19 protein-coding genes are annotated in these 23,586 nt (G+C 56.4%); 4 read left to right on the forward strand and 15 right to left on the reverse strand.

The genetic code is table 11. The annotated features are described in order from the left end of the window. Positions 1-27: 27 nt before the first annotated feature. The 5 genes from RZA33_RS07410 to RZA33_RS07430 are packed head-to-tail and all read right to left on the reverse strand — an operon-like array spanning position 28 to position 5,465. Entirely contained in the window at positions 28-297 is a 270-nt protein-coding gene (locus tag RZA33_RS07410) for a K+/H+ antiporter subunit F (protein WP_317507215.1), read from the reverse strand. After that, a complete protein-coding gene (locus tag RZA33_RS07415) occupies positions 291-788 on the reverse strand; it encodes a Na+/H+ antiporter subunit E (protein ID WP_317507216.1) in 498 nt (165 codons plus the stop codon). Before RZA33_RS07415 ends, RZA33_RS07410 begins: the two co-directional genes overlap by 7 nt. Further along, entirely contained in the window at positions 785-2,296 is a 1,512-nt protein-coding gene (locus tag RZA33_RS07420) for a monovalent cation/H+ antiporter subunit D (protein WP_317507217.1), read from the reverse strand. Before RZA33_RS07420 ends, RZA33_RS07415 begins: the two co-directional genes overlap by 4 nt. Further along, positions 2,293-2,625 carry a Na+/H+ antiporter subunit C gene (locus RZA33_RS07425; protein ID WP_317507218.1) on the reverse strand — a complete coding sequence of 111 codons (333 nt, stop codon included), beginning with the start codon at positions 2,623-2,625 and terminating at the stop codon, positions 2,293-2,295. Before RZA33_RS07425 ends, RZA33_RS07420 begins: the two co-directional genes overlap by 4 nt. Continuing rightward, complete coding sequence (locus RZA33_RS07430) at positions 2,625-5,465, reverse strand: monovalent cation/H+ antiporter subunit A (protein ID WP_317507219.1); 2,841 nt, start codon at positions 5,463-5,465, stop codon at positions 2,625-2,627. Before RZA33_RS07430 ends, RZA33_RS07425 begins: the two co-directional genes overlap by 1 nt. 182 nt (positions 5,466-5,647) lie before the next feature. On the opposite strand from RZA33_RS07430, the gene RZA33_RS07435 reads away from it, so the two are divergent. Together RZA33_RS07435 and leuA are read left to right on the forward strand one after the other, a co-directional pair. Continuing rightward, positions 5,648-6,550: an ion transporter gene (locus RZA33_RS07435; protein WP_317507220.1), complete on the forward strand. Its 903-nt coding sequence runs from the start codon at positions 5,648-5,650 to the stop codon at positions 6,548-6,550. Between the two features lie 15 nt (positions 6,551-6,565). After that, positions 6,566-8,272, forward strand: coding sequence for a 2-isopropylmalate synthase (leuA, locus tag RZA33_RS07440; protein ID WP_317507221.1), 1,707 nt, complete (start codon positions 6,566-6,568; stop codon positions 8,270-8,272). Between the two features lie 13 nt (positions 8,273-8,285). Here the strand turns inward: leuA and ftsH are convergent, their stop codons facing one another. Continuing rightward, on the reverse strand, positions 8,286-10,184 hold the full coding sequence (gene ftsH / locus RZA33_RS07445; protein WP_317507222.1) for an ATP-dependent zinc metalloprotease FtsH: 1,899 nt from the start codon (positions 10,182-10,184) through the stop codon (positions 8,286-8,288). Between the two features lie 272 nt (positions 10,185-10,456). Between ftsH and RZA33_RS07450 the strand changes: the two genes are divergently transcribed. Continuing rightward, entirely contained in the window at positions 10,457-11,575 is a 1,119-nt protein-coding gene (locus tag RZA33_RS07450; RefSeq protein WP_317507425.1) for a hypothetical protein, read from the forward strand. Positions 11,576-11,623: 48 nt separating this feature from the next. Here the strand turns inward: RZA33_RS07450 and RZA33_RS07455 are convergent, their stop codons facing one another. The 3 genes from RZA33_RS07455 to RZA33_RS07465 form a co-directional block, all read right to left on the reverse strand. After that, positions 11,624-11,842 carry a hypothetical protein gene (locus RZA33_RS07455; protein ID WP_317507223.1) on the reverse strand — a complete coding sequence of 73 codons (219 nt, stop codon included), beginning with the start codon at positions 11,840-11,842 and terminating at the stop codon, positions 11,624-11,626. A gap of 219 nt (positions 11,843-12,061) precedes the next feature. Then, on the reverse strand, positions 12,062-14,080 hold the full coding sequence (locus RZA33_RS07460) for a pyrroloquinoline quinone-dependent dehydrogenase (protein WP_317507224.1): 2,019 nt from the start codon (positions 14,078-14,080) through the stop codon (positions 12,062-12,064). Positions 14,081-14,093: 13 nt separating this feature from the next. Next, positions 14,094-14,459: a hypothetical protein gene (locus RZA33_RS07465; RefSeq protein ID WP_317507225.1), complete on the reverse strand. Its 366-nt coding sequence runs from the start codon at positions 14,457-14,459 to the stop codon at positions 14,094-14,096. A 217-nt stretch (positions 14,460-14,676) separates the two neighbouring features. On the opposite strand from RZA33_RS07465, the gene RZA33_RS07470 reads away from it, so the two are divergent. Beyond that, positions 14,677-14,901, forward strand: a complete 225-nt coding sequence (locus tag RZA33_RS07470; protein WP_317507226.1) for a type II toxin-antitoxin system prevent-host-death family antitoxin — start codon at positions 14,677-14,679, stop codon at positions 14,899-14,901. Between the two features lie 73 nt (positions 14,902-14,974). On the opposite strand, the gene atzF is transcribed toward RZA33_RS07470, so the two are convergent. The 6 genes from atzF to RZA33_RS07500 form a co-directional block, all read right to left on the reverse strand. After that, entirely contained in the window at positions 14,975-16,795 is a 1,821-nt protein-coding gene (atzF, locus tag RZA33_RS07475; protein WP_317507227.1) for an allophanate hydrolase, read from the reverse strand. Positions 16,796-16,866: 71 nt separating this feature from the next. Beyond that, positions 16,867-20,481, reverse strand: a complete 3,615-nt coding sequence (uca, locus tag RZA33_RS07480) for an urea carboxylase (RefSeq protein ID WP_317507228.1) — start codon at positions 20,479-20,481, stop codon at positions 16,867-16,869. A gap of 80 nt (positions 20,482-20,561) precedes the next feature. Then, complete coding sequence (locus RZA33_RS07485; protein ID WP_317507229.1) at positions 20,562-21,203, reverse strand: urea amidolyase associated protein UAAP2; 642 nt, start codon at positions 21,201-21,203, stop codon at positions 20,562-20,564. A gap of 15 nt (positions 21,204-21,218) precedes the next feature. Next, entirely contained in the window at positions 21,219-21,950 is a 732-nt protein-coding gene (locus RZA33_RS07490; protein ID WP_317507230.1) for an urea amidolyase associated protein UAAP1, read from the reverse strand. Then, complete coding sequence (locus RZA33_RS07495) at positions 21,947-22,741, reverse strand: ABC transporter ATP-binding protein (RefSeq protein ID WP_317507231.1); 795 nt, start codon at positions 22,739-22,741, stop codon at positions 21,947-21,949. The genes RZA33_RS07490 and RZA33_RS07495 overlap by 4 nt, the downstream gene beginning before the upstream one ends. Then, positions 22,738-23,565, reverse strand: a complete 828-nt coding sequence (locus RZA33_RS07500) for an ABC transporter permease (RefSeq protein WP_317507232.1) — start codon at positions 23,563-23,565, stop codon at positions 22,738-22,740. Before RZA33_RS07500 ends, RZA33_RS07495 begins: the two co-directional genes overlap by 4 nt. Between the last annotated feature and the right edge of the window lie 21 nt (positions 23,566-23,586).

Raw genomic sequence — 23,586 nt, forward strand, 5'->3', positions numbered from 1 at the left:
TATTCATCATTCGATAGCCCATGTTCATCATTCGATGATGTCTCCGCGCAGTATATATTTGCACACGGCCACCGTGCTGATAAAACCTAGCATCGCGATCAAAAGCGCCGATTCGAAATAGGTCTTACTGTTAAGCCACAACCCCAACAGTACGATTAGCGCAATCGAGTTAACGTACATAGTATCTAGCGCAAGCACTCGGTCGGGTAGGCTAGGGCCGACGGTGAGTCGATAAAGATTCATCAGGAGCGCCATTACGACCAGGGCGAGGGTGATGTAAAGCGCAATGCTCAACATTCGTAAATCTCCTTGAGCGGACGTTCGTAGCGCTCGCGAATCTGGCTAATCAGCGCTTCTTCATCGTCTACATTTAAGGCGTGAATCAGCAGTGACTTACCGTCTAATCGTAAGTTGGCCGAAACGGTGCCAGGGGTCAGGCTGATCGTGCTGGCCAGTAGCGTAATGGTAAAGCGCTCTTCGAGCATCAGTGGGTATTCAATAAAGTGGGGCTTAAGTTTGCGCCAAGGGTTGGCAATCAAGTAGGCCACTTCAAAGTTGGCGGTGATGATGTCGCCCAGCACCCGAAAAATAAACCGCAGCAGGGCAAAAGGCTTGGCAATCAGTGGCCGTGCGTCCCAAAAGCGGTGAGTCAGGAGAGGGATTAAAATAGCCAACGAGCCCCCAAGCACAAACTGGCCAAAGGCGTAGCTGCGTACCAGTAACAGCCAAACGACAAGCAATAAGATCGATAAAACAGGCGTGGGCAGCCAGGAACGCGGGGGGATCATTGGGCATCTCCAGCATCGGGCAGTAGTGTGCGAATCAGCACCTGCGGGTTGGTTAATTGCTCAGCTGTTGCCTGCGTATAGCTGCTTACCGGCCCTGCGAATACCACTAACAGCGGCGCCGCGCTAAGTAGCCAAAGCGCCCCAAACCACTGGCGGCGAGATAACGGCGTACCGCTGACATTGCCACGGTGGCTGCGCCAAAATAGCGTGGAGCCCGCCCGTGAAAGGGCAATCAGCGAAGCCAGGCTGGTCAGCAGCAGCAGCGGCCAGAGCCATAGGCGCTGCGTTCCCTCGGCGGCATTCATCATTAACGCTTTGCCGAAAGCGCCGGAAAACGGCGGAATACCTGCCACGGCGATAGCACCGACAAAAAACAGCACAGCAAGTCCTGCGCCTTGCACCATGGGGCGGCCTTTCACTAAGCGAGTACCTGCTTTACCACGCTGCAGGCCGATCATTTCGGCGAGTAGAAATAGGCCACCGGTAACCAGCGTGGTGTGGATCAAGTAGTAGAGTAGCGCCGAAACCGCCTGAGGCGAGCGCAAACCGATACCCGCCAACAGCGTGCCCACCGATACCAGCACCAGATAAGCCACCAGCAGGCGTAAGTCCCGCGCGGCCATCACGCCAACGCCAGCGGCCGCCAGGGTACCAAGCGATAACCACCATACCCAGGGTTGTTCCAACGCTTCTAGCCCACCCGCGCTATCGCCGAAAATCAGCGAATAGACGCGCAGGATGGCGTAGATGCCGACTTTGGTCATAATCGCGAACAGCGCCGCTACTGGTGCAGGTGCTGAGGCGTAGGCTTTGGGCAGCCAGAAGTAGAGCGGCAGAATCGCTGCTTTTAACCCAAACACGACCAACAGCATCAGAGCGCCAGCGGTCACTAACCCCTCGCGCTCTGCCGGTAGTTCAGCCACCCGGTTCGCCATATCGGCCATGTTAAGCGTGCCTGTGGCGCCATATAGGATGCCCACTGCAATCAAAAACAGCGAAGAGCCCGCCAGGTTAAGTACCACGTAGTGAACGCTGGCCTGAATGCGCGCTTTGCCACCACCGTGCAGCAGCAGGGCGTAAGACGCCAGCAGCAGGACTTCAAAAAATACAAAGAGGTTAAATAAATCGCCGGTTAAAAAGGCACCGTTAATGCCCAGCAGCTGCCACTGAAACAGGCCGTGAAAGTTACTGCCTTTTTCATCGTCACCTGCGCAGGCAAATACCACCGCGCCCACGGCCAGAACGGCAGTTAGCAGCAGCATTAATGCTGAAAGCCTGTCTAACACCAGCACAATGCCAAAAGGCGCCTGCCAATCGCCCATGGCGTAGTAGCTGATATCACCGCTGGCAGCCTGCCCTAATAAGCTAATCGTCGCCAGCAGCAGCAACACCGACGCGGTAACACTCACCGCGCGTTTATAGCGGACTAACCCCTGGCGCTGATAGAGCAGCAATATGCCCGCAACAAGCGGTATCACAATAGGAAAAACAATCAGGTGCTGCATCATTCTCGGTCTTCCTTGTTCCCGTCGACATGGTCGTTGCCCACTTCGCTACGCGCTCGCATGGCCAGAATCACGACAAACGCGGTCATCGCAAAGCCGATCACTATCGCGGTGAGTACCAGCGCTTGGGGTAGCGGGTCAGCATAGTTCGCTTCCTCCGACACAATCGCGGGGCCGTCAGTGGTTAGTCCGCCCATCGAGAACAGAAACAAATTCACAGCGTAAGAGAGCAGCGTGAGGCCAACAACGACTGGAAAAGTACGGCCTCGCAGCGTTAAGTAAAGGCCACAGGCGGTCAGTACACCGGTGGTCATCGCATAAAGCAGTTCCATTAGCGAGGCTCCTGTGGGGTAGAAGAGGCGGCGGTCGCATCGGCATCTTTTTCTGTCGCTTCAGTGACCGGTCGGTGGGCGGTGGTGACTTTGCCTAGATTAGCAAGAATCATCAGCGTCGCGCCGACCACCGCTAAGTACACACCCAAGTCAAACAGCAGGGCGGTCGCCAGTTCAAAGGTGCCGATCAGCGGTAGTGTGAAGTAGCCAAATGCGGAGGTTAAGAAGGGATGACCAAACAGCCAACTACCCAGCCCCGTTAGTGTGGCAATAGCTACCCCGATGATGGCCACCGGTTGGAAGGGGAAGTCCAGCCGCTCTTGCGCCCAGGCGACGCCCCGCGCCATGTATATCAAGATCAGCGCCACGGCGGTAATCAATCCGGCGATAAAACCGCCGCCAGGCTGGTTATGGCCACGCAAGAAAATAAACGCAGAGACTAATAGTGCCAGCGGCAATAGCGTCATGGCGATTGAGGTCAAAACTGCCGGATAGCGGTCAGGCGACCATACGCGTCCTTCCCCGTCGCTGTGGGGGATAAACAATCTCAGGCGGTTCAATAGCTTGAAGATGGCAAGGCCCGCCAGAGCTAGCACGGTGATTTCACCCAGCGTATCGAAACCACGGAAGTCGACCAAAATAACGTTCACCACGTTGTAGCCGCCACCGCCAGGCTTGCTGTTTTCAATGAAGAAGCTGGAAATCGACAGCGTCTCGCGGGTCATGACCGCGTAGTTGAGGCTAGCGACCACTAAGCCTAGGGTGCCGGCTAAGAGCAGGTCGCGAACGTTGCGCAGCGGGCTGGATTCGCGCGGGGTCTTCTGAGGCAAGAAAAACAGCGCCAACATCAGCAGAATCATAGTGACGACTTCCACCGACAGCTGCGTCAGCGCTAGATCGGGCGCCGAAAAGCGTGCAAACGTCAGCGCTACAAATAGTCCCACCACCGACAGCATCAACAGCGAAATTAACCGGTAACGGTGGGTAGCGGCTGTTGCCACGCCGCCAAACATCAACATACCCGCGCCAAGGATAAGAATGCCATCAATGTCTTGGTTGCCGGCAGCACCCGTTAAGTCAGTGATCTGAACCAGGCCGACCCCACCCATGACTAATGCGCCTAGCCAGAGCCAGCCCACATAGCGCTGTAGTGAATTGCCTTCCAGGGCGGCGATAAACCGCTCGGCGCGATAGCCCATAGCAACAAGAATACGCTCAAAAACACGCCGGGCATCGACCTTCGCAAACTGCTGGGTGAAGCGACGCACATCGCCATGGCGCCAATACAGCGCAATGCCTACCACAAAGGCGAGCAAACTCATGATGAGCGGCAGATTCACGCCGTGCCAAATAGCCAGGTGGAAATCGAGTGGGCTACCGATCACTGCCTGGCTGGCAAGGTCGAGTAAGCCCGTTGCCATAAAGGCTGGGAACAGCCCCACTATCACGCACAGGGCTACCAATATTTCCACCGGTAGGCGCATCAAATGTGGCGGCTCGTGGGGTGTCTTGGGGGGAGCTTCACGGGCAGGTTTGAAAAACACAGCGTGTACCAAGCGCAGCGAGTAAGCCACTGAGAGAATCCCGCCGAGGGCCGCTAACGCAGGCAGTAGCCAACTTAGACCACCTAAAACAGGGGTCGCTAACGACTCGGTAAAGAACATCTCTTTGGATAAGAAACCATTAAAGAGCGGTACCCCGGCCATGGCGGCCGCCGCCAATGTGGTTAATAGCGCCGTCACCGGCATGGCTTTTTTCAATCCGCCGAGCTGTTTCAGCTCCCGTGTGCCGGTTTCGTGATCGATAATACCGGCGCTCATAAACAGCGCGGCTTTAAAGGTGGCGTGGTTGAGGATATGAAACAGCGCGGCCAAAATCGCCATGGGACTGCCGATGCCCAACAACACGGTAATCAACCCCAAATGACTGACGGTTGAAAACGCCAAAATGCCTTTAAGGTCGGTTTTTATCAGCGCAAACCAAGCGCCATACAGCATCGTCACGATGCCGACCAGAGAGACCACCACGCTCCACAGCTCACTACCCGCAATGGCGGGGTGCAGCCGCGCCATCAGGAAAATGCCCGCTTTAACCATAGTGGCAGAATGCAGGTAGGCCGATACCGGCGTGGGGGCCGCCATGGCGTGGGGCAACCAAAAGTGGAACGGGAACTGCGCTGATTTGGTAAACGCACCCAGCAGTACCAAGCCGAGCATGAGTGGGTAACGCGAGTCGGCAAGAATGACGTCACCGCTGGCGAGTACGTCGCTCATATTGAAGCTACCCGCCATATCGCCCAGCAGCAGCAGGCCTGCTAACAGGGCAAGCCCGCCCGCACCGGTAACGGTGAGCGCCATCCGTGCGCCTTTACGGGCATCTGACTGGTGCGACCAAAAGCCAATCAGTAAGAAAGAGGATAGGCTGGTTAACTCCCAGAATAGCCAGAGCAGAATCAGGTTGTCGGACATCGAAATGCCCACCATTGATGCCATAAAAAGCATCAAAAAAGCGTAGAATCGCCCAAAGGGCTCATCTTTGGCTAAATAGTAATGGGCATACAAAATGATCAGCAGGCCAATGCCGAGAATCAGCAGGTTGAACAGCAACGATAGCCCATCCAGGCGAAAGGCTAAATCGAGCGCCAGTTCAGGCATCCAGGTGGCCGAAAAACGTAGCTGCTCACCGTCTAGCAAAGCAGGCACGTTAAGTAGCGTCATCACTAAGACGACAGCGGGCAGCACGGCCGTAGCCAGTGAGCAATAACTACGCCTGCGCCCTGCGGTAAGTGCTGGCACCAGTACGCCCAGCAGAGGCAACAAGGCTATCCACAGCAGTGTCATGGGTTCCATCCAGCAGCTAAATTTAAAGTCAAAAGGGTGCCAATAGGGCGCCTAAGAAGGCGTTCTAGCAGCACAGGATACAATAGGTGGAACAACAGGATATCACTTGTGTAGCAGGTGTGTAATTTTAGTATAAAGTGACTAGCCCTAGCCGAACCAACCGTTAAGAGATTTTTCGTTACATGAGCGAGCCCTTTACTACCTGGCAGGCCCGCTTTGAAAAGCTGCGGTCCAACAAGCTTTTCGAAGCTGTGGTTATTGCCATTATCGTCATCTCGGCCTTGGTGATCGGCGCTAAGACTTACGAAGAAACCACCCGGGTCGAGCAATGGCTGCGTTATCTGGATATTGCTATCACCGTGTTTTTTCTGGTGGAGGTTTTAATCCGGATGGCCGCTGAGCGCACCTTGCGTGATTTTTTCAAGCGCGGCTGGAACATTTTCGACTTTTTGATTGTGACCGCCAGTCTGATCCCTATGGATGACTCAGAAATGGTTCTGTTGGCACGGTTGCTGCGGATTTTCCGCGTGTTACGCCTTGTGTCGATGATCCCCGAGCTACAGATGCTGATCAGTGCCCTAGTGAAGTCGATACCGCGAATGGGCTATGTGGTGCTGCTGATGTTTATCATCTTCTATATTTACGCGGCCGTTGGCAGCTTTTTGTTTGCCGATATCGATGAGTTTCTATGGGGGAATATTTCGACATCAATGCTGACGTTGTTCCGCATTGCGACCTTTGAAGATTGGACGGATGTGATGTACGCCACTCAAGAGGTTTATGCCTGGAGTTGGCTTTATTACCTGACCTTTATTTTTCTCACTGCTTTTATATTCCTTAATATGATGATCGGTATCGTATTGGATGTTATGCAGAAAGAGAGTGCATTACTTGACCTGGATAATGACGAAGGTGATGTCGCTCAGATGCAGGGGCTGCGCGACGATGTACGCAATTTGCGCGCCCAGCTTGATCGCATGGAGAGCGTGCTTGCTCAGCCGCATTCACCACCCCATTCTGGGCATCACAACGTCACCCAAAATAACGTGGACGATAAGCACACTGATAAGCCCACAACTGACTGATTTAGGAGAGCCGCCATGATGTTGACTGACCCAGCCAAAAAGTACCGCCCCTTCGTGGCTGTTGATTTACCCGACCGCCAATGGCCCAGCCGAAGAATTGAAACGTCGCCTATCTGGTGCAGCGTTGACCTTCGCGATGGCAATCAGTCGCTGATTGACCCCATGGACCATGAGCGCAAACAGCGCTTATTCGACATGCTGCTCAACGTAGGTTTTAAACAGATCGAAGTAGGGTTCCCCTCTGCCTCTCAAACTGACTTCGATTTTGTGCGCTCGCTGATTGAGCAGGATAAGATTCCCGACGATGTGACTATTCAAGTGCTGACCCAGGCGCGTCCGCACTTGATTGAGCGCACCTTCGAGGCCCTCAAGGGCGCCAAGAACGCCATCGTCCATGTCTATAACGCCACCGATCCGATGTTCCGTCGCGTGGTTTTCAACGTGGATAAAGCCGAGTGCGTGAAGATTGCCACCGACGCCACCGCGCAGATTCGTGCGGCCATGGACGCCGCTCCCGACACCCACTGGACGTTTCAGTACTCGCCGGAACTGTTTACGACTACCGAGATGGACTTCGCCGTTGAAATCGTCGAAGCGGTGATGGACGCTTTTGGGACCAGCGTCGATAAGCGCATGATCGTCAACCTGCCCGCCACTGTAGAAGTCGCCACACCTAATAACTATGCCGATCAAATTGAGTGGTTCTGCCGCCACGTGAACAACCGCGATCATCTCATTGTCAGCGTTCATCCGCACAACGACCGGGGTACCGGCGTAGCCGCCGCCGAGTTAACGCTGATGGCCGGCGCCGACCGTGTGGAAGGTACGCTGTTTGGCAACGGTGAGCGCACCGGCAACGTCGATATCGTTACCTTAGCGATGAACCTTTACACACAGGGCGTTCACCCGCAGCTCGATTTTTCCAATATCACGCCCATCATGCGCGAAGTTGAGTACTGCAACCAACTGCCGGTGCATCCGCGGCACCCCTACGTGGGCGATTTGGTATTCACCGCTTTCTCCGGCTCCCACCAGGATGCAATCAAAAAAGGCATGGCGGATCGCCGCGCCAACCCTGATGCCGTTTGGGATGTGCCCTACCTGCCGATTGACCCACTGGATGTGGGCCGCAGCTATGAAGCGGTGATTCGGGTTAACAGCCAGTCGGGTAAAGGCGGTGTGTCCTACTTGCTTGAGCAAGAGCACGGCATTGAGCTGCCGCGTCGGCTTTCCATTGAGTTTAGCCAAGTGGTGCAGGAAGTGGCTGAGCGCACGGGTAAAGAAATCACCTCGCAGATGATTTATCAGGCGTTCACTGACGAGTACTTGGAGCAAGGCGCGCCCTTTGCGTTAGTGAGCCACCGTTTGTCGTCCGAGCCCGACAGCCCTAAAGTGACACTGGATGCTCTTGTAGAAGAGAATGGCGCAAGGCAAACGCTCAGCGGTGAAGGCAATGGCCCGCTAGCCGCCTTTGTTAAAGCGCTGGCCACTGCCGGGCACGGCGTGGAAATCATCGACTACCACGAACATTCACGCGGCCAGGGCGCCGATGCCGAAGCCATCGCTTATGTGGAGGTGCGTATCGATGGTAAAGCGGTATTCGGTGTAGGCACTGATGAGAGTATCACCAGTGCCTCAATGAAAGGCGTCCTTAGTGCCATCAACCGTCACCACTCAACCCAGGTACCCGCTGCCAATGTCACGGCAGAGACGCTGGGCTGATCGTAATGCTAACTCAGCGTTCAGGCCTGGTGTCATTGTCGTTTTCTGATACCAGGCTCTGGAGCACTTCGTGAATCTCGCTGGTTTCCAACGTTTCGCGCTCCTCAAGCGCTGAGGCCAGCGCATCCAGCGCTTGGCGGTTTTCTTTGAGCAGCTTGCGGCCGCGGTCTTCAAGGTGGTTTAACAATTCGCGCACTTCCTCGTCAACCAGGCTTGCCGTAGCATCACCAAACTCGCGCGGCTGACCTAACTCCTTGCCCAAGAAGACGTGCTCCTGGCTTTGCGCGAAGGCGACTGGGCCGATGCGGTGGTTCATGCCCCAGCGCCCCACCATGCGCCGGGCCGTTTGAGTGGCTTGCTCGATATCGTTTTCGGCACCACTCGAGACTTCGTCAAACACGATGGACTCGGCCAAGCGGCCGCCGAACATGACGGTGATGCGGTCACGCAGATAGGCTTCTCCTAGGTTGTGGCGTTCTTCATCGGGCATCTGGGCAGTAACCCCGAGCGCTTGGCTGCGTGGTAGCACGGTGACCTTTTCCAGCGGATCGGCTTTTGGCAGTAAATAGGCCAGTAGGGCGTGCCCCGCTTCGTGGTAGGCCACGATATGGTGTTCCTCGTCTGACAGACCCACATCTTTGGCCTGGCCTAAAAGCTCGCGGTCACGAGCGTCTGAGAAGCAGCGCCAGTCAATCGTATCCTGTTGACGCCGCCCGGCTTGCAAGGCGGCTTCGTTGGCTAGATTGGCCAAGTCAGCGCCGGAAAAGCCTACGGTCATACTGGCAAGGCGCTCAAGGTTCACGTCGTCAGCGAGCGGCATCTTGCGGGTATGTACCTCAAGGATATGTTGGCGGGCATGACGGTTGGGGTTTTCCAACGTCACTTTGCGATCAAAGCGCCCCGGACGCAACAGCGCCTTATCCAGGACGTCAGGCCGGTTGGTGGCTGCCAATACGACCACCGAATCGTCTTTCTCGAAACCGTCGAGTTCGGCCAGAATCTGGTTAAGCGTCTGCTCGCGTTCATCGTGGCCGCCGCCCATGCCTGCGCCGCGAGAGCGGCCGATGGAGTCAAGTTCATCGATAAATACCACCGAGGGCGCTTGTTTTTTAGCCTCCTTGAACAAGTCGCGGACCCGAGAGGCGCCCACGCCGACGAACATCTCAATAAATTCAGAGCCGCTGATGGAGAAGAAGGGCACCTCTGCTTCGCCAGCCACGGCTTTGCCGAGCAGCGTTTTGCCGGTGCCGGGTGGCCCCATCATCAGTACGCCGCGAGGAATCCGCGCCCCCAGCGAGCGATAGCGTTCGGGATGCTTGAGAAAATCGATTACCTCGGTGACCTCGCGTTTGGCGTTTTCGGAGCCTGCGACATCGGCTAGAAGAACGTCGCTGTCCTCGCTTTGTACCTGACGGGCCTGAGATTTGCCCATGTTAAAGAGGCCGCCACCGCCAGCCATCATGCGCTGTTGCATGCGTCCCCAGAACCAGAACAGCAGCCCCAGAATGAGTATCCAGGGTAACGCTCTCACCAGGATCTGCTGCCACCAGGGCGGTTCCACCGGGCGGGCAGCCACCTGGATGCCGTTTTGCTCCAGACGCTCAAGCAAGCGGTCACTCTCAATGACTGGGCGCGTGGTCTCGAAGGTGTCGGCGTCGCCCACGTCCATGGCCTCGCGGCCGGCTTCGGTGAAGCTGCCTTCCACTGATTGGCCGCGCAGGGTCACCTCATCAATATGACCGTTTTCTACCGCTGAGAGAAAGTCGGAATAGGCCAGATCCACCTGCACCTGCTGTTCTACGTCCTGCAGGTAATAGAACAATAACAGGATCGCAAACGTCATCCAGACAAACAGTGCCCACTGATTGGATTGCTTGCCCTGGGGAGGCTTACGTACAGAAAAAGGATCCATGGAGCGATCGGAGTCTTTCGGTGGCGAATTGGAATCGCGTGAGGCTTTATTTTTGAATGGGCGTGAAAAGAGGTGTGATCGTGTCATCGCAGGCTCGCAACAAAAAGTTTCTGTATTAAAAGTGGTCCCTTGCGCCGATTATTACAAGATTGTCGTTGGGTGAAAGGTTCATTATCCGTGTTGATCGAAAGAGTAACAGCCAGCCATGACCTATTATTTGTTGTATAGCGTGGCAACGCTGTTGGGAATTTTTATTGAGGGGGTAAGTGGTGATGCGTCCTTGGCAGTTAATAGTGTTAGTGGCGATAGCAGTCGCCGGGCTGCTGTCAACAGTGGCTTCCAATGAACCCTTTGAGGCTAAACTGGTGCGCCTTGAAGCACAGCAAGCGCTGCCTGCGCTCGCGCCGACGCTTAAGCAGGAGTCGCCTGAGGTTAACGCGATCTTGCTTCGCTACGCTTCAGATCAGGCGCTGTGGATGAGCGCCTCGCTGGCGATTTTACGCCACGGTGATATGGCCCGCGATGTACTGGTGGCGTACGGCTTACTGCCCGATTTTCAGCGCGTACTGGTGCGCTATGGGGCTGACGCGGTACTCCCCATCAGCTACTTTCGCAGCCACGATGTTGCCACGCTGCGGGCACAGCACTGGGTTGGTGAGCGCTACCAGCAACTCAACCGCTGGTGGAGTGATGAGGAGGGTGGTGGGGATTCAGCGCTCACGCCTTACCGTCGCGGCCAGATGGGCATTGCGCTGCTGGATGCCAATGGTCACGCGCTGCTTAACCAGTTTGTGGTCAGTGAGCAGGGCGACGTGGAGTGGCTACAGGGGGAGCGTCTGGTGGCGGGGGTTGGAGATTTCTTCACCAGCGGACTTCGTGATCTTGAAAGCCAGTGGCGACAGGGTGACGCCATCGGCGCTGCCGATCTAGGCTGGGCCGGTATCGACCTGCTGGTAATGGCGAGCACTGTCAAAGTGCTGCGGGCAGGCAGGGCTGCACGTACTGCTCGAGTTGGTAGCGTCGAAGTTCAGGGCGCTCGGACGAGCCTGCGCCAAGGGGTACTCGCCACGGGCGGGCGTTTTGCTGCCTTGCCACGCATGGCCAAAGTAGCTGCGGTAGCAGGCACCGCCTATGTGGTGGTGCGCCATCCCAGCTTAGTGAGCGCACTTGGCGCCAATCTCTCTACCTGGCTTGGCTGGCCGATTTGGTTCGGCCAGTTTCTTATCTGGCTGACTGTGTTGTTGCCGACCCTATTCATCGCGCGCTTTGTTTACCGCTGGTTACTTACGCCGCTGCTGTGGCTGTTGGTGCCACTGATGAGGCTGTGTTTTAAAGCCGCTAATAAAACGTTAGCTAAACGCGTTCAGAAGCAGGGAAATGGGATCGCTTGAAAAGCAGACTGCCGGGAAAAGCCATAGCCTGACCCGGCGGCAAAAGAGCTATTCTTCGTAGGGCATGACCTGGATATCTTCAGGTTCGTGGCGATTGAGCATCTCTTTTGCTTCACGCTGACCGGGGTCGGAAACGATGACCTTGATCACGTTAGAGCCTCTATCGAAAAGTATATTATCCCGCGGAAAATCCATGGATATAAGTTCGTCATAGACATTGACGGCTTTCATGGTGCTATCGTAAGTGGCGGAAACGATTTGGGGCATAGCATCCTCCATTGATATCGGTTTTGTTTGATAACGAACGTCATGTCCGGTTATTGATAATGGAAGGCAGAACTTTCCTGCCTACTTTTAGCGTAGTTCAAGAAGTATGTAAGTGCCCGTCATCAGTCATAGCTGCCTGCTGCCATTAGTACTAATGCTTAGTGCGCATCGCAGTACCAAGTTAACGGGGCAGCTCGCTCCCCCCGTTAACTAGGTCGGTTATTCAAGTAACGCATAGACCGCGACTTGGTCACCTACCTGATCTTTCAGGATGGTATTGCCACCGGAAACAAAGGCGACATATTGGCGACCGTCGTACTCGTAAACTGCCGGGTTCGAGACCGAGGGGGCTTCGGTCTGATCGGACCAGAGCTCCTCACCGGTTTCAAGTGAGTACGCACGCACCTTGGCGTCCATGGAGGCGCCGATAAAGATAACGTCACCAGCGGTTACCGCTGGGCCACCGATGGTCGGTGACCCCCAACTTTCGGGCATAAAGAAGCCATACTGTTGCGATGCTCCCATTGGACGACGCCATTTAACATCCCCAGTGGTCATATCCAGGGCGACAAGCTCGCCAAAGGGTGGCTCCCAGCAGGGCATGCCGAGCCAGTTCCGTGCGATCTCAAGGCGTATCCCATATGGGGCGCCTTCCTGGGGCGCAAAGCCGCTTTCGTTGCCCGAACCGCTATCTGCCTCTTCATACGCTTCGCGATTATAGAGCTTCAAGTATTGAACGATATGGGAGGTGTTCACTATGGCTGTTTGGCTTTCGGGCTCAAACGCCACACCGCCCCACTGTGCGCCTCCGGCGGTAATCGGGTAGCCAAGCATGCCTTCACCTTGGGTGGTGGGTGGGGTGTACATGCCTTCGTAGCTCAATTCCTCCCACAGCGCCGAGCATTCACCGAAACCTACGGCATCGGCCAGTGCCCAGACATTGGGTTTTTCAGACTGATCAAGTAGCGGTGCCGGCTTGGTGGGGAAGGGTTGGGTCGGTGCGTAAACTTCGCCATCGACGCTGCCGTCGCCACCGGGCACCGGGCGTTCCTCGATCGGCCAGACGTCTTCACCGGTTTCGCGATTGACGACGAATAGAAAGCCCATCTTGGTTGCTTGGAGCAGCGCAGGTATCTCATCGCCGTCCACGGTGATGTCCATTAGGGTGGGTGCGGCAACGGTATCGTAGTCCCAGATATCATGATGAACCCACTGCCTTGACCAGACGACGTCGCCGGTCTCGATATCTAGGGCAGTCGTTGAGGTTGCCAGTGGCACCTCTTCGGTGCGGTTGCCACCCCAGAAGTTCGGCGAAGGAGAAGAGACTGGCAGATAGACCAGGCCGCGCTCTTCGTCGGCGGACATATGTGTCCAGACGTTGGCGGTACCGCTCTGTTCGCGCATCTCATCTGAAAGCGCCTGGAATGTCCATTCACGCTCCCCGGTGCGAACATTAATCGAGAAAACCGTACCGGGCGGGGCTTGCTCGTAGGCCCAGTCCATCCCCGCCCAGCCGAGAATCAAGTGGTCACCCACCACGGTAGGCGGTTGCAGTAGCGAAAGCGGCCAGCGGTCGTTGGTGTCGTTCCACTGATTGACGTCGAGCACACCGTTATCGGCAAAGTCGGCGCACCGTTCGCCACTATCGGCGTCGACCGCGAAGAGTTGTGCATCCATGGTGCCCATATAGATAATTTTCTGGCAGGGCTCGCCTGCTACCGGATCGTCGGCTTCCCAATAGGCGACACCGCGGTTTTTCAAGGCGGGTTGGGTTAGCGCTTCCAGAGAGGATTGTGTATCGAAACGCCACTTCTCTTCGCCACTACCGGGGTCTAACGCGAGGATGCGGTAGAAGGGGGTGCCAATATAAAGGGTATCGTTAGCGAACACCGGGGTTGCTGACCAAACGGTCGCTGGTAAATCACCCGAACCATCCGCGATATCGCCGGTATGTACTTCCCAAACCTTTTCCAACTCGCCAACGTTGTTAGCGTTGATTTGGTCGAGCGGGCTATATTTCTGGGCGTTGAGCTGGCCGTGGAAGCTGTCCCAGGTTGGCTCTCCAGGGACCAGCGGAATGGGAGCGCGACTAGGCGCTTCTTCTTGCTCGGGACTCTCCTGCTCAGTTGGTTGATCCTGAGCTAGTAACGTCAAGGGCGTAAGACACATCGCCAGGGCGGTAACTGCGCCTAAGCCTGGCATTATCGATTTAAACGGGGTGGACAATAAAGTCGGCATGGGCGGCGGCTCCTCAGGTGTGGGTGAGATGGGCATGGCGCGATGGGCGAATCATGTCAATAATCAAGCCGATCAGGCCGACTACCATGGCAGCGCTGATCCACCACTGATGCAGCAGTATCCCGGCGAAAAATGTACCGGCAAGCCCCATCAGAATGAGTACCCGCAGTGCGATGGAAACACCACGCCCTTTTACTTTAAAGAGTAGTAATGCCATCACCGCTAGGGCGAAACAGGCCACAATGGCGACCAGTGCCCCGAGTGTTCCAGTGACTCCGGTCAGTGGTGTGAAATAGGCGTATAAAGCGACGGCAAGCCCAGCAAGCGAGGCTATTAAGAGGACGAGAGTGCCCGATTTGGACGAAAGGGATGGTGACATAACGCTATGGCCTCCTGCTGAGTGAGGTGCCTGACGTTGAGGCTATTCAACGTCAGACATCGTTAGCACTATAACTTTAGCAGAAAACGATACCTTTACGATCTGAGTGTCATTACTTAATCAAACGTAGCAGCAAGCAGCGCTGTTTTTACAAAGGGGGAGGCATTGTAAAAGCGCCCACCTCGACTAAACTAAGCTATATTTTGGAGGGCTTGATATGGAAGCTATCAATATCCACGAAGCCAAAACACGTTTGTCTCAGCTGGTTGCGAGGGCTGCCGAAGGTGAGGGGTTTCTTATTGCCAAAGCAGGCAAGCCGATGGCGCGCTTGACGGACATTGATAGCCCAGCTTCTGGCCAGCAAAAGCGTCTGGGGTTTCTGGCAGGCCAGTTTAAGATACCTAATGACTTTGATCGAATGGGTCAAGATTGGATAGCTTAAATGCTAACAATCTGTTTCGCTTAAAAGGCCCATCCGCAATGTTTTACATGCGCATGGGCCTTGTATATCAGCGTTAGGATTGACTCGCCAACCAGCCCTGCCAGCCACCAAACTCGGTAATATCCTCTGCTTCACCGCCTTCGTTTAAAGCCCCTGCGGTACAGATAAAGCCGCACTTCCAACTGCCGTCGGCGAGCTCCACCTGGCCTAAACCGAGTGGGGCGGGTATGCCCGCTAAAAAGCTGCCCAAAGTCTCGATAGGCAAACGCCACACTTCCACCTCAATGGATTGGCCGTTTTCGTCACGCAGCATGGCAGGGCGTTTGGGCGGCCCGCCTGCCAGTGCAAATAGCTTGTAGCGTGGTGCGCTGTGGGTGGCGTTAACCAATACGCCACCGCGTTCTGTCAATTGGTGATTCAGCGGCAAGCCTTGCAGGTGCGCACCGCATACCACCAACTCCATGTTGCCATTTAGAGCAGGAGTGGGGAGTTCGGCCAACGTTGGGTGCTTTATGCCCGTCGCGCCTAGCGGGAGCATCAAACGTGCTTCAAGCGCTCGTGCCATTGAGAGTAAGGTTAAGTCAGCAAATGCCGGCCCAAACAGCGTGACACCAACTGGCAAGTCACGCTCGCTAAAGCCAACCGGCACCGCTAATGCGCTGTAGTCGAGTAGGTTCATAAAGTTGGTCCAGGTGCCTAGTCTGGAGTTAATACCGATGGGATCCGCCGCCACCTCGGCCTTGCTCGGATGGGTAACCGTGGTCGGCGTGAGCATTACATCTACCTGGCTGATCAGCGCGTCGGCCTGACGCTTGTACTCGGCGAGTTTATAGCGTGCATCGAAGGCGTCTACCGCCAGCGGTGTTGCGCCACCCTGGGTGATCTGAAAAGTGACCGGATGTACCGCCTCTGGATTGCTTTCCATTAGGTCGCGTATCACATGGTAACGTTCGGCAACCCACGGGCCTTCATAAAGCAAGCGCGCTGCGGCTAGTAAAGGCGAACAGTCAAGCTCGACCTTTTCACCGCCCAGGGCTTGTAACTCAGCAATCGCCTGGTGCATGCCTTGGGTGTATGCCGCATCGGTTTGCCACTGGGATTCCAGCGGCACGCCGAAGCGAAACGCATTGGGCGCTTTGCCATAGCGTTTACCGTGCACCGCAAAATCATGCTGGCGCGACCAGGCGCACTCGGCATCATAGACAGTGGAAATGTGCAGCACCTTGGCCGCATCGTCCGCGGTCAGTGCAAATAGGCTAATGGTATCCAAGGTGGCGCAGGCCGGAACCACACCCCGTGTGCTAAGTAGCCCCAGGCTGGGTTTAACCCCGTATAAGTTATGAAAACAAGCGGGCACACGGCCGGAACCGGCGGTATCTGTGCCCAACGCAAAGCTGACCATGCCGGCCGCGGTGACGACTGCCGAGCCGCTGCTAGATCCACCGGGTACAAGCGTTGGGTCGAAAGCATTAGCGGGCGTGCCGTATACCTCCAACGCCCGCTCACCTACCAATCCTGTCGCAAACTGATCCAGATTGGTTTTCCCCATCGGGATGGCGCCCGCATCGATCAATTGCTGCACCACAAAAGCGTTTTCTGTGGGCGTATAGGCATACGCTGGGCTGCCAGCGGTGGTGGGCACCCCGGCGAGGTCAATATTGTCTTTCATCGCAAAGGGGATGCCGAAAAGCGGCAGCGTTGCTGGCGACTCGCCTTCCAGGCGCTTCAAATAAGGCGCCAACTGCTCGCGACTTAAGCGCGTAATCCAGGCGGGCTCTTGGCCGTGAGACTCAGCTTGAGCGAGCAAATCATCGATTAATGCTGCTGGGGTGATATCGCCCTGCTGGTAGGCAGTGTGGAGGCTTTCGATATCGAGTGATAACGGTTGCGTCATGACTAAATTCCTATCGTTATTGACCGTGACCGACGGTGAGAAACACGCTTATGCAATGGCTTATCGCTTCTCTATTCACTGGTGAGTACCACCAATGGTTGCCCTGGCCCAATTGATGCCCCTTCGTTAATGGGCAGCCGGGCAACACGACCTGCGCAGTGAGCGGTCACTTCCACCTCCATTTTCATCGATTCGACGACTGCCACCGGTTGACCAGCGCTGATCTGCTCGCCTTCTTTGACCAGTAGTTTCCAAAGGCTACCCGTTACGGGGCTTTCGATGCCGACTTCGTCGTCACCTAAGGTTTCGATTTCTGCGCTGGCCGGGGCTTGGTCCTCAAAGGTGAACTGACCGTTGGCCCGCCAGGCGGCCATCTCTGCCTGGAAGGCTGCTTCGCGCTTGGCACGGAAGGTCTCAATCGCCTCGGCGTTTTTGTCGATGTCGGCTTGGTAGTCTGCCAGGCGGAAGCGTGCCGTTTCGGTGGGTAGCTCAAAACGACCGTGGGGGAAATCGCGGCGAATCTGTTCAAGCTCGTCGTGGCTGACTTCATAAAAGCGCAGTTGGTCAAAAAAGCGCAGCAGCCATGGGTTCTCGAAGTGCTGGGTGGTGCGGTAGCGGTTCCACATTTGCAACGTGCGACCAACGAACTGGTAACCGCCGGGGCCTTCCATGCCGTAAACGCATAGGTAGGCGCCGCCGATGCCTACAGAATTTTCTGCCGTCCAGGTGCGGGCGGGGTTGTATTTAGTGGTCACCAAGCGCTGGCGCGGGTCCAGCGGGGTGGCCACCGGTGCGCCCAGATAAACGTCGCCGAGGCCCATCACCAAGTAGCGGGCATCAAAGACGATATCGCGCACTTCCTTTTCACTTTCGAGTGCATTAATACGGCGAATAAAGTCGAGATTGCTGGGGCACCAGGGCGCATCCGGGCGCACGCTGCGCTGGTATTTTTCGATGGCTTCGTGGCAGGCGGGGTCATCCCAGGAGAGCGGTAGGTGCACTATCCGTGACTCGACTTCCAGCGATTCGATATCGACCAGCGCCTGCTCGGCTGTATTCAGGTGGGCGAGCAACGCATCAAGGCTTAGTTCCAGCGGCTCGTAGTGAATTTGCAGCGAGCGAATGCCGGGGGTTAGCTCCTTTAGGCCGGGTAGCGAATGTTTCTGCAACCAGAGCATCCAGGCATGTACTCGAAAGCGCAGCGCGATGTCCAGCTCCATCGCGCCGAACTCGATGAGCAGAAAATCGTCCCCGGCACGGCGGTAAACAATGCGCTCACCAGCCTCCTCTGCAGAGACGTCGCGTAGGACCGGGGTATCGCGCTCTGGCTGGATCTCTTGGACGGGCACCGCTGTAAGGGTCTCCAGCTGGGCGAGCTGGCAAGCTTCCAGGCTGCGGGCAGTGTCGAGGCTCACCGGCACAAAGCGAACCTTATCGCCTGCGGTGAGCTGGCCTAGCTTCCAGCGTTCGGCGCGCACCACGGTAGCCGGGCAGACAAAACCTCCCAGCGAGGGGCCGTCGGGGCCAAGTATCACTGGCATGTCGCCGGTAAAATCGATAGTCCCAAACGCGTAGGCGTTATCGTGGATATTGGAGGGGTGTAAGCCCGCTTCGCCTCCGTCGGCTCTTGCCCACTCGGGGCGTGGTCCAATCAGCCGCACGCCGGTACGGCTGGAGTTATAGTGCACTTCCCACTCGTGGTCGAAGAAGCGCTCGATATCGTCATTGGTAAAAAAGTCCGGCGCGCCGTGGGGGCCGTAAAGCACGGCCACTTGCCAGGTTTTCCCGCGCTCTTGGCGGCCAAAGGTGGGTATTAGCGATTCATCCAGCTGCGCTTGCGAGGTGGCGGCAAGCGCGGGTAAATCGAGCATATCGCCGCTGCGCAGCGCACGGCCGCCGTGGCCACCAAACTGACCCAGTGTGAAGGTGCTGCGCGATCCTAAATAGCGCGGACACTGGATACCGCCTCGCACCAATAGATAAGCGCGAGCACCCGCTGCGGCTTTGCTCAACGTCAGCGTGGCACCGGCAGGAATATCGAGTACCTGCCAGAATTCGACCGTTTCGCCATCCAGCGTGGCGGAGAGTTCAGCACCCGTCAGCACAACTTGCGTGGTGCGGTGAAAGCGCAGCGTCGGCCCAGTCAGGGTGATTTCAAGCCCGGCAGCATCGGCGGTGTTATTAAGCAGACGGTTACCCAGGCGAAACGACCAGTCATCGAACGGCCCGGAGGGCGGTACGCCTACGTCCCAGTGGCCCTGGCGGCCAGGGTAGTCTTGAACCGTCGTCATTGTACCCGGGGCGATCACTTCAATGGCGGGCGGTGCCCACTCCAAGGTGCTTAGCCAGTGGGTATCTAGGTCGGCGTTGCGGAAACGATCAGCGCGCAGCGCATGGGCAAGCCAAGTGCGGTTGGTGGTAATGCCGTAAACGCTGGCGTTATCCAGCGTGCCTGCTAATTGTTCGATAGCGGCGTTTCGGCTGTCGGCATGAACAATCACCTTGGCCAGCATGGGGTCAAATAACGCGGATATTTCTAGCCCAGCTTCAATGGCATGGTCGATGCGCAGACCATCAGTCTTTGGAAAATCGACCTCTGTGAGCAAACCTGCGCTGGGTCGAAAATCGTGGGCCGGATCTTCGGCGTAGAGGCGCGCCTGAACGGCATGACCGCGTGGAGCGAGGTCGTTTGCGAGCGTTTCTAGAACGGGCAGTTCCCCGGCACCCAGGCGAACCATCCACTCAACGATATCGACGCCATAGACCATTTCGGTGACGCCGTGCTCGACCTGGAGGCGGGTATTGACCTCTAAAAAGTAAAACGCTTCCCGTTCGGCATCGTAAATAAACTCGACGGTACCGGCGCTGCGGTAGTTGACTGCTTTACCCAGTTGAACCGCCGTGGCGTGCAGCGCTTGGCGAACAGATTCTGGCAAGTTGGGGGACGGGCACTCTTCGAGTACTTTTTGGTGGCGGCGCTGGGTGGAGCAGTCGCGCTCACCGAGGGCGATCACACTGCCTTGGCCGTCGCCAAATAGCTGGACTTCCAGGTGGCGGGCGCGGGCAATATAGGCTTCCAGAAACACGCCGCCGTCGCCGAAGTTGCGCTCACCTAAGCCTTTCACCGAATCAAAGGCACGCTCAAGCTCGGCGGGGGTTTGGCACACCTGCATACCGATGCCACCACCGCCGGCGGTGGATTTGAGCATCACCGGGTAGCCAATCTGCTCAGCGCTGGTGAGCGCCTCATGAACGCTTTCGAGAAGCTTAGAACCTGGCACAAGGGGCACGCCCGCCTGTTCGGCCAGGGCGCGGGCCTGGTGTTTCAGGCCAAACTGCTCAATCTGCTCGGCGGTGGGGCCTAAAAAGGTGAGCCCGGCGGCGTCGCAGGCGTTGATAAAGCGGGTGTTCTCGGACAGAAAGCCGTAGCCCGGATGAATCGCTTGGGCACCGCTTTGCTTACAAATGGCTATCAGCTTGTCGATATCAAGATAGGTGTCGCTGGCGGAGCCTTCGCCCAGGGAATAGGCTTCATCGGCCTGGTGAACGTAGGGGGCGTCCCGGTCGGCATCGGCGTAGACCACCACGCTGCCGAGATTGAGCGCTTTCAGAGTACGTAAAATGCGTGCGGCAATGGCACCGCGATTGGCAATGAGCACTTTGCTAAACAGTTTATTTGTGGACATAGCACTACCTGCAAACAATGACGGGTCGTCCCGCTGGGTAGTTGGCCGCTTGGGGTCGTCCCCAGGGCTTTATTGCTTTTTCAGCTTTCCCAAACCAACAGTTCGATAGGCGTTGGGTTGTAGCCGTTGCAGGGGTTGTTGAGCTGCGGGCAGTTGGAGACCAGCACGATCACATCTATCTCGGCGACCATCTCAACGTATTTGCCCGGCGCGGAGATGCCATCCTCAAATGTCAGTCCGCCGTCGGCGGTGACCGGCACGTTCATGAAGAAGTTGATGTTGTGGGTAATATCGCGCTTGGTAAGCCCGAACTCGGGGTGGTTGGCAATCGCCTGCATCCAATTATCTCGGCAGGAGTGCATATGGCGTTTTTCCAAATCGTAGCGCACGGTGTTGCTCTCACTGGCGCAGGCGCCGCCCAGGGTGTCGTGGCGGCCGCAGGTGTCAGCGGTAATCGTCAGCATGGTGCGGCCTTCGCTGGAGATAAGTGGTGAGCCTGCGGTGAGGTAAACGGCGCCCTGTTCGCGCACGGTATCCATAGCGCTGTAGCGCTCGGCGGTATCGTCAGCGCTGAAGAACAGCGTGTCGGCGGCTTGGTTGCCCTCTAAATCGAGAATGCGCAGGGTTTGGCCGCGCTTGACGGTGCCAATGTAATGATCGCCAGCATTAACCGTGGTACGGCTCAAGGCGTTTTCGGGGCGTAGGGTACTTTCAATAATCATGGTGTTGTCTCCCCCTTATAGGCCGAGGTGGTAAAGGCGATTGTTGGCAAAGCCGCGAGCGTTTTCAGGCCGTGAGCGGTAGCAAGGGTCGTCTTCTGTGGGCGGCTCGGCGGTGCCGAGGGTGATGTCTACACCGCGACGGGGGTAGTCAGCGCTTGGGTCAAGCGGGTGGGGGCAGGTGTGCAACAGCACGAGGGTATCCATCTCAAAGCGCAGCGTAACGCTATTGTCTGGCTGGCAGTGACCGCTTGCATAGCGCAGTTGCCCCTCATCGTCGCTGTCTACCCGTGAGAAAAGATTTAGATTGGCCGCCATATCCCGGCGGCCTAAGCCGTACTTGGCAAGCTCTACCAAAAAAGCGTCGAAGCCAGTGCGTGTCCAGTCGTTGTGGGCCTGCTGGTAGCTGACGGGCTGCCAGCCTTTCTCAACTAAGTGGCGGGGCATCAAGTTACCGCCCACGCTATCGTGCCAGCCCAGATCATCATGGGTGATGGAGGCAAAAATCCGTCCCATGTCCGAGTAGAGACAGTGGCCCTGAGTCAGCTTAAAAGTGTGCTGGCATTTTAAGGTGTCGGGTAGATTTAAGCGTTCCAGCAAGTTTTCCGGGTTGTAGCATAAAAGCCCCACATTGCTGTCGGCCTGCTGGGCAGTCAAGGTGAGCGTGGTGCCTCGGCGCAGGCGCAGCGACCAGTGATGCCCGCCAGGTAAATGGGTAGTGTAGTGCGCTTCGTTTTTCAGAAAAGTCATAAAAGCGTCTCCTGGGTGTGGGTTTGCAGACCGTCTTTTTGCAATTTCTCCTTCAATGCTTCAGAGGGGCGGTCTCGGGAGATTGGCAGGTCGTAGGTGATGGTGGCGCCATAGGCCTCCGGCGCTTGGGGGTCGTGGCGGGTTTTATCGAAGACCCATAGCCGCGTACCCAGCTCAAAGGCTTCTTTAAGATCGTGGGTGATCATGAAAATTGTCAGCTGCTGCTCTTGCCAAAGACGGTTAATAAGCACGTGCATATCCTGGCGAATGCCGGGGTCCAGTGCGCCGAAAGGCTCATCGAGCAGTAAAATACGTGGTCGCATCATTAGCGCCTGGGCGATGGCTAAGCGCTGCTGCATACCGCCGGAAAGCTCATGCGGGTATTTATCTAGGGCTTGGTCTAGACCGACTTCGTCAATACGCGCGCGGGCCTTTTCAATTGCGCGACGCTTGGCGGCACCGAAACTCTTGCCCAACAATCTGGCGCTGTGCAGTTCGTCGGCAATCATCACGTTGCCCAGCACGGTTAGGTGCGGAAATACGGAGTACTTCTGAAATACCACGCCTCGATCGGGGCCGGGCTCATTGGGGATGGGCTTATCATCAAGTGTTAAGCTGCCTTTAGAGATGGCTTCGGTGCCCAATAGCATTTTTAGAAAGGTGGTTTTACCGCAGCCCGAGGCACCTACTAGGGTGACGAACTCGCCGGCCTCAACGCTAAAGTTAAGATTTTCCAACACAATGTGATTGCCGTAGTGCTTCTCTAATCGTTTGGCAGCGAGAAGGCTCATGAGTTATCTCCTTCGCCCGTGTGATACCAGGGAAAGGCAAGACGCGATGCCCAAGCCAGCAGTTGGTCAAGCAAAAACGCCAGGAAGGTAATCCAGGCTACGTAGGGCAAGATAATGTCCATTGATAAGTAGCGGCGTACTAAAAAGATGCGGTAACCCAGGCCTTCCTGAGCGGCAATCGCTTCGGCGGCGATCAAAAACAACCAAGCGGTGCCCAGCGCCAGACGGGTGGCGTTTAATAGTCGAGGAGTCAGTTGGGGCAACAATACCCTTAGCAGCACCTGCCAAGAACTGGCGCCCAGCGTTTGCGCTTTAATCAGCTGCTCATCGGGTAGTCGCAGGGCGTGACCTTGAAGGTCGCGAATCAGAAATGGTGTTACGCCAATCACAATGAGTCCGATTTTTGCGGCTTCACCGGTACCAAAGGCGATAAACAGGATAGGCAATATCGCCATGGGGGGAATCAGTGAGGCGACGGTGACCAGAGGCGAAAGCTTGGCGCGGATAAGCGGAATGCCGCCGCTGACGATACCGACCACCAAACCAATCAGTGCGCTGATGCCGACGCCAATAACAATACGTTCAAGGCTTGCGAAAGTGTCGGCCCACAGCACGATTTGCCCAGTGCGCACGTTCTCTGCCGTCGCTAAATGGTGAAACGACTGCGCCATGGTGGTAAGCGCAGGAAGTAAGCGGTCATCTGGATTTTCCGCCAGCCTAGCGTTAGACAGGCTGATATAAAGCATTCCCAATAGTAAAAAAGGCAGCAGACCCAAGAGCCAGCGGCCCCCCGGGGAGGGCGTTAAATTGATTAATCGCTTCATGGCGGTGTCCATAGCATAGGA

It is taken from the genome of Halovibrio sp. HP20-59, from assembly GCF_033052795.2.
Taxonomy (GTDB): domain Bacteria; phylum Pseudomonadota; class Gammaproteobacteria; order Pseudomonadales; family Halomonadaceae; genus Vreelandella.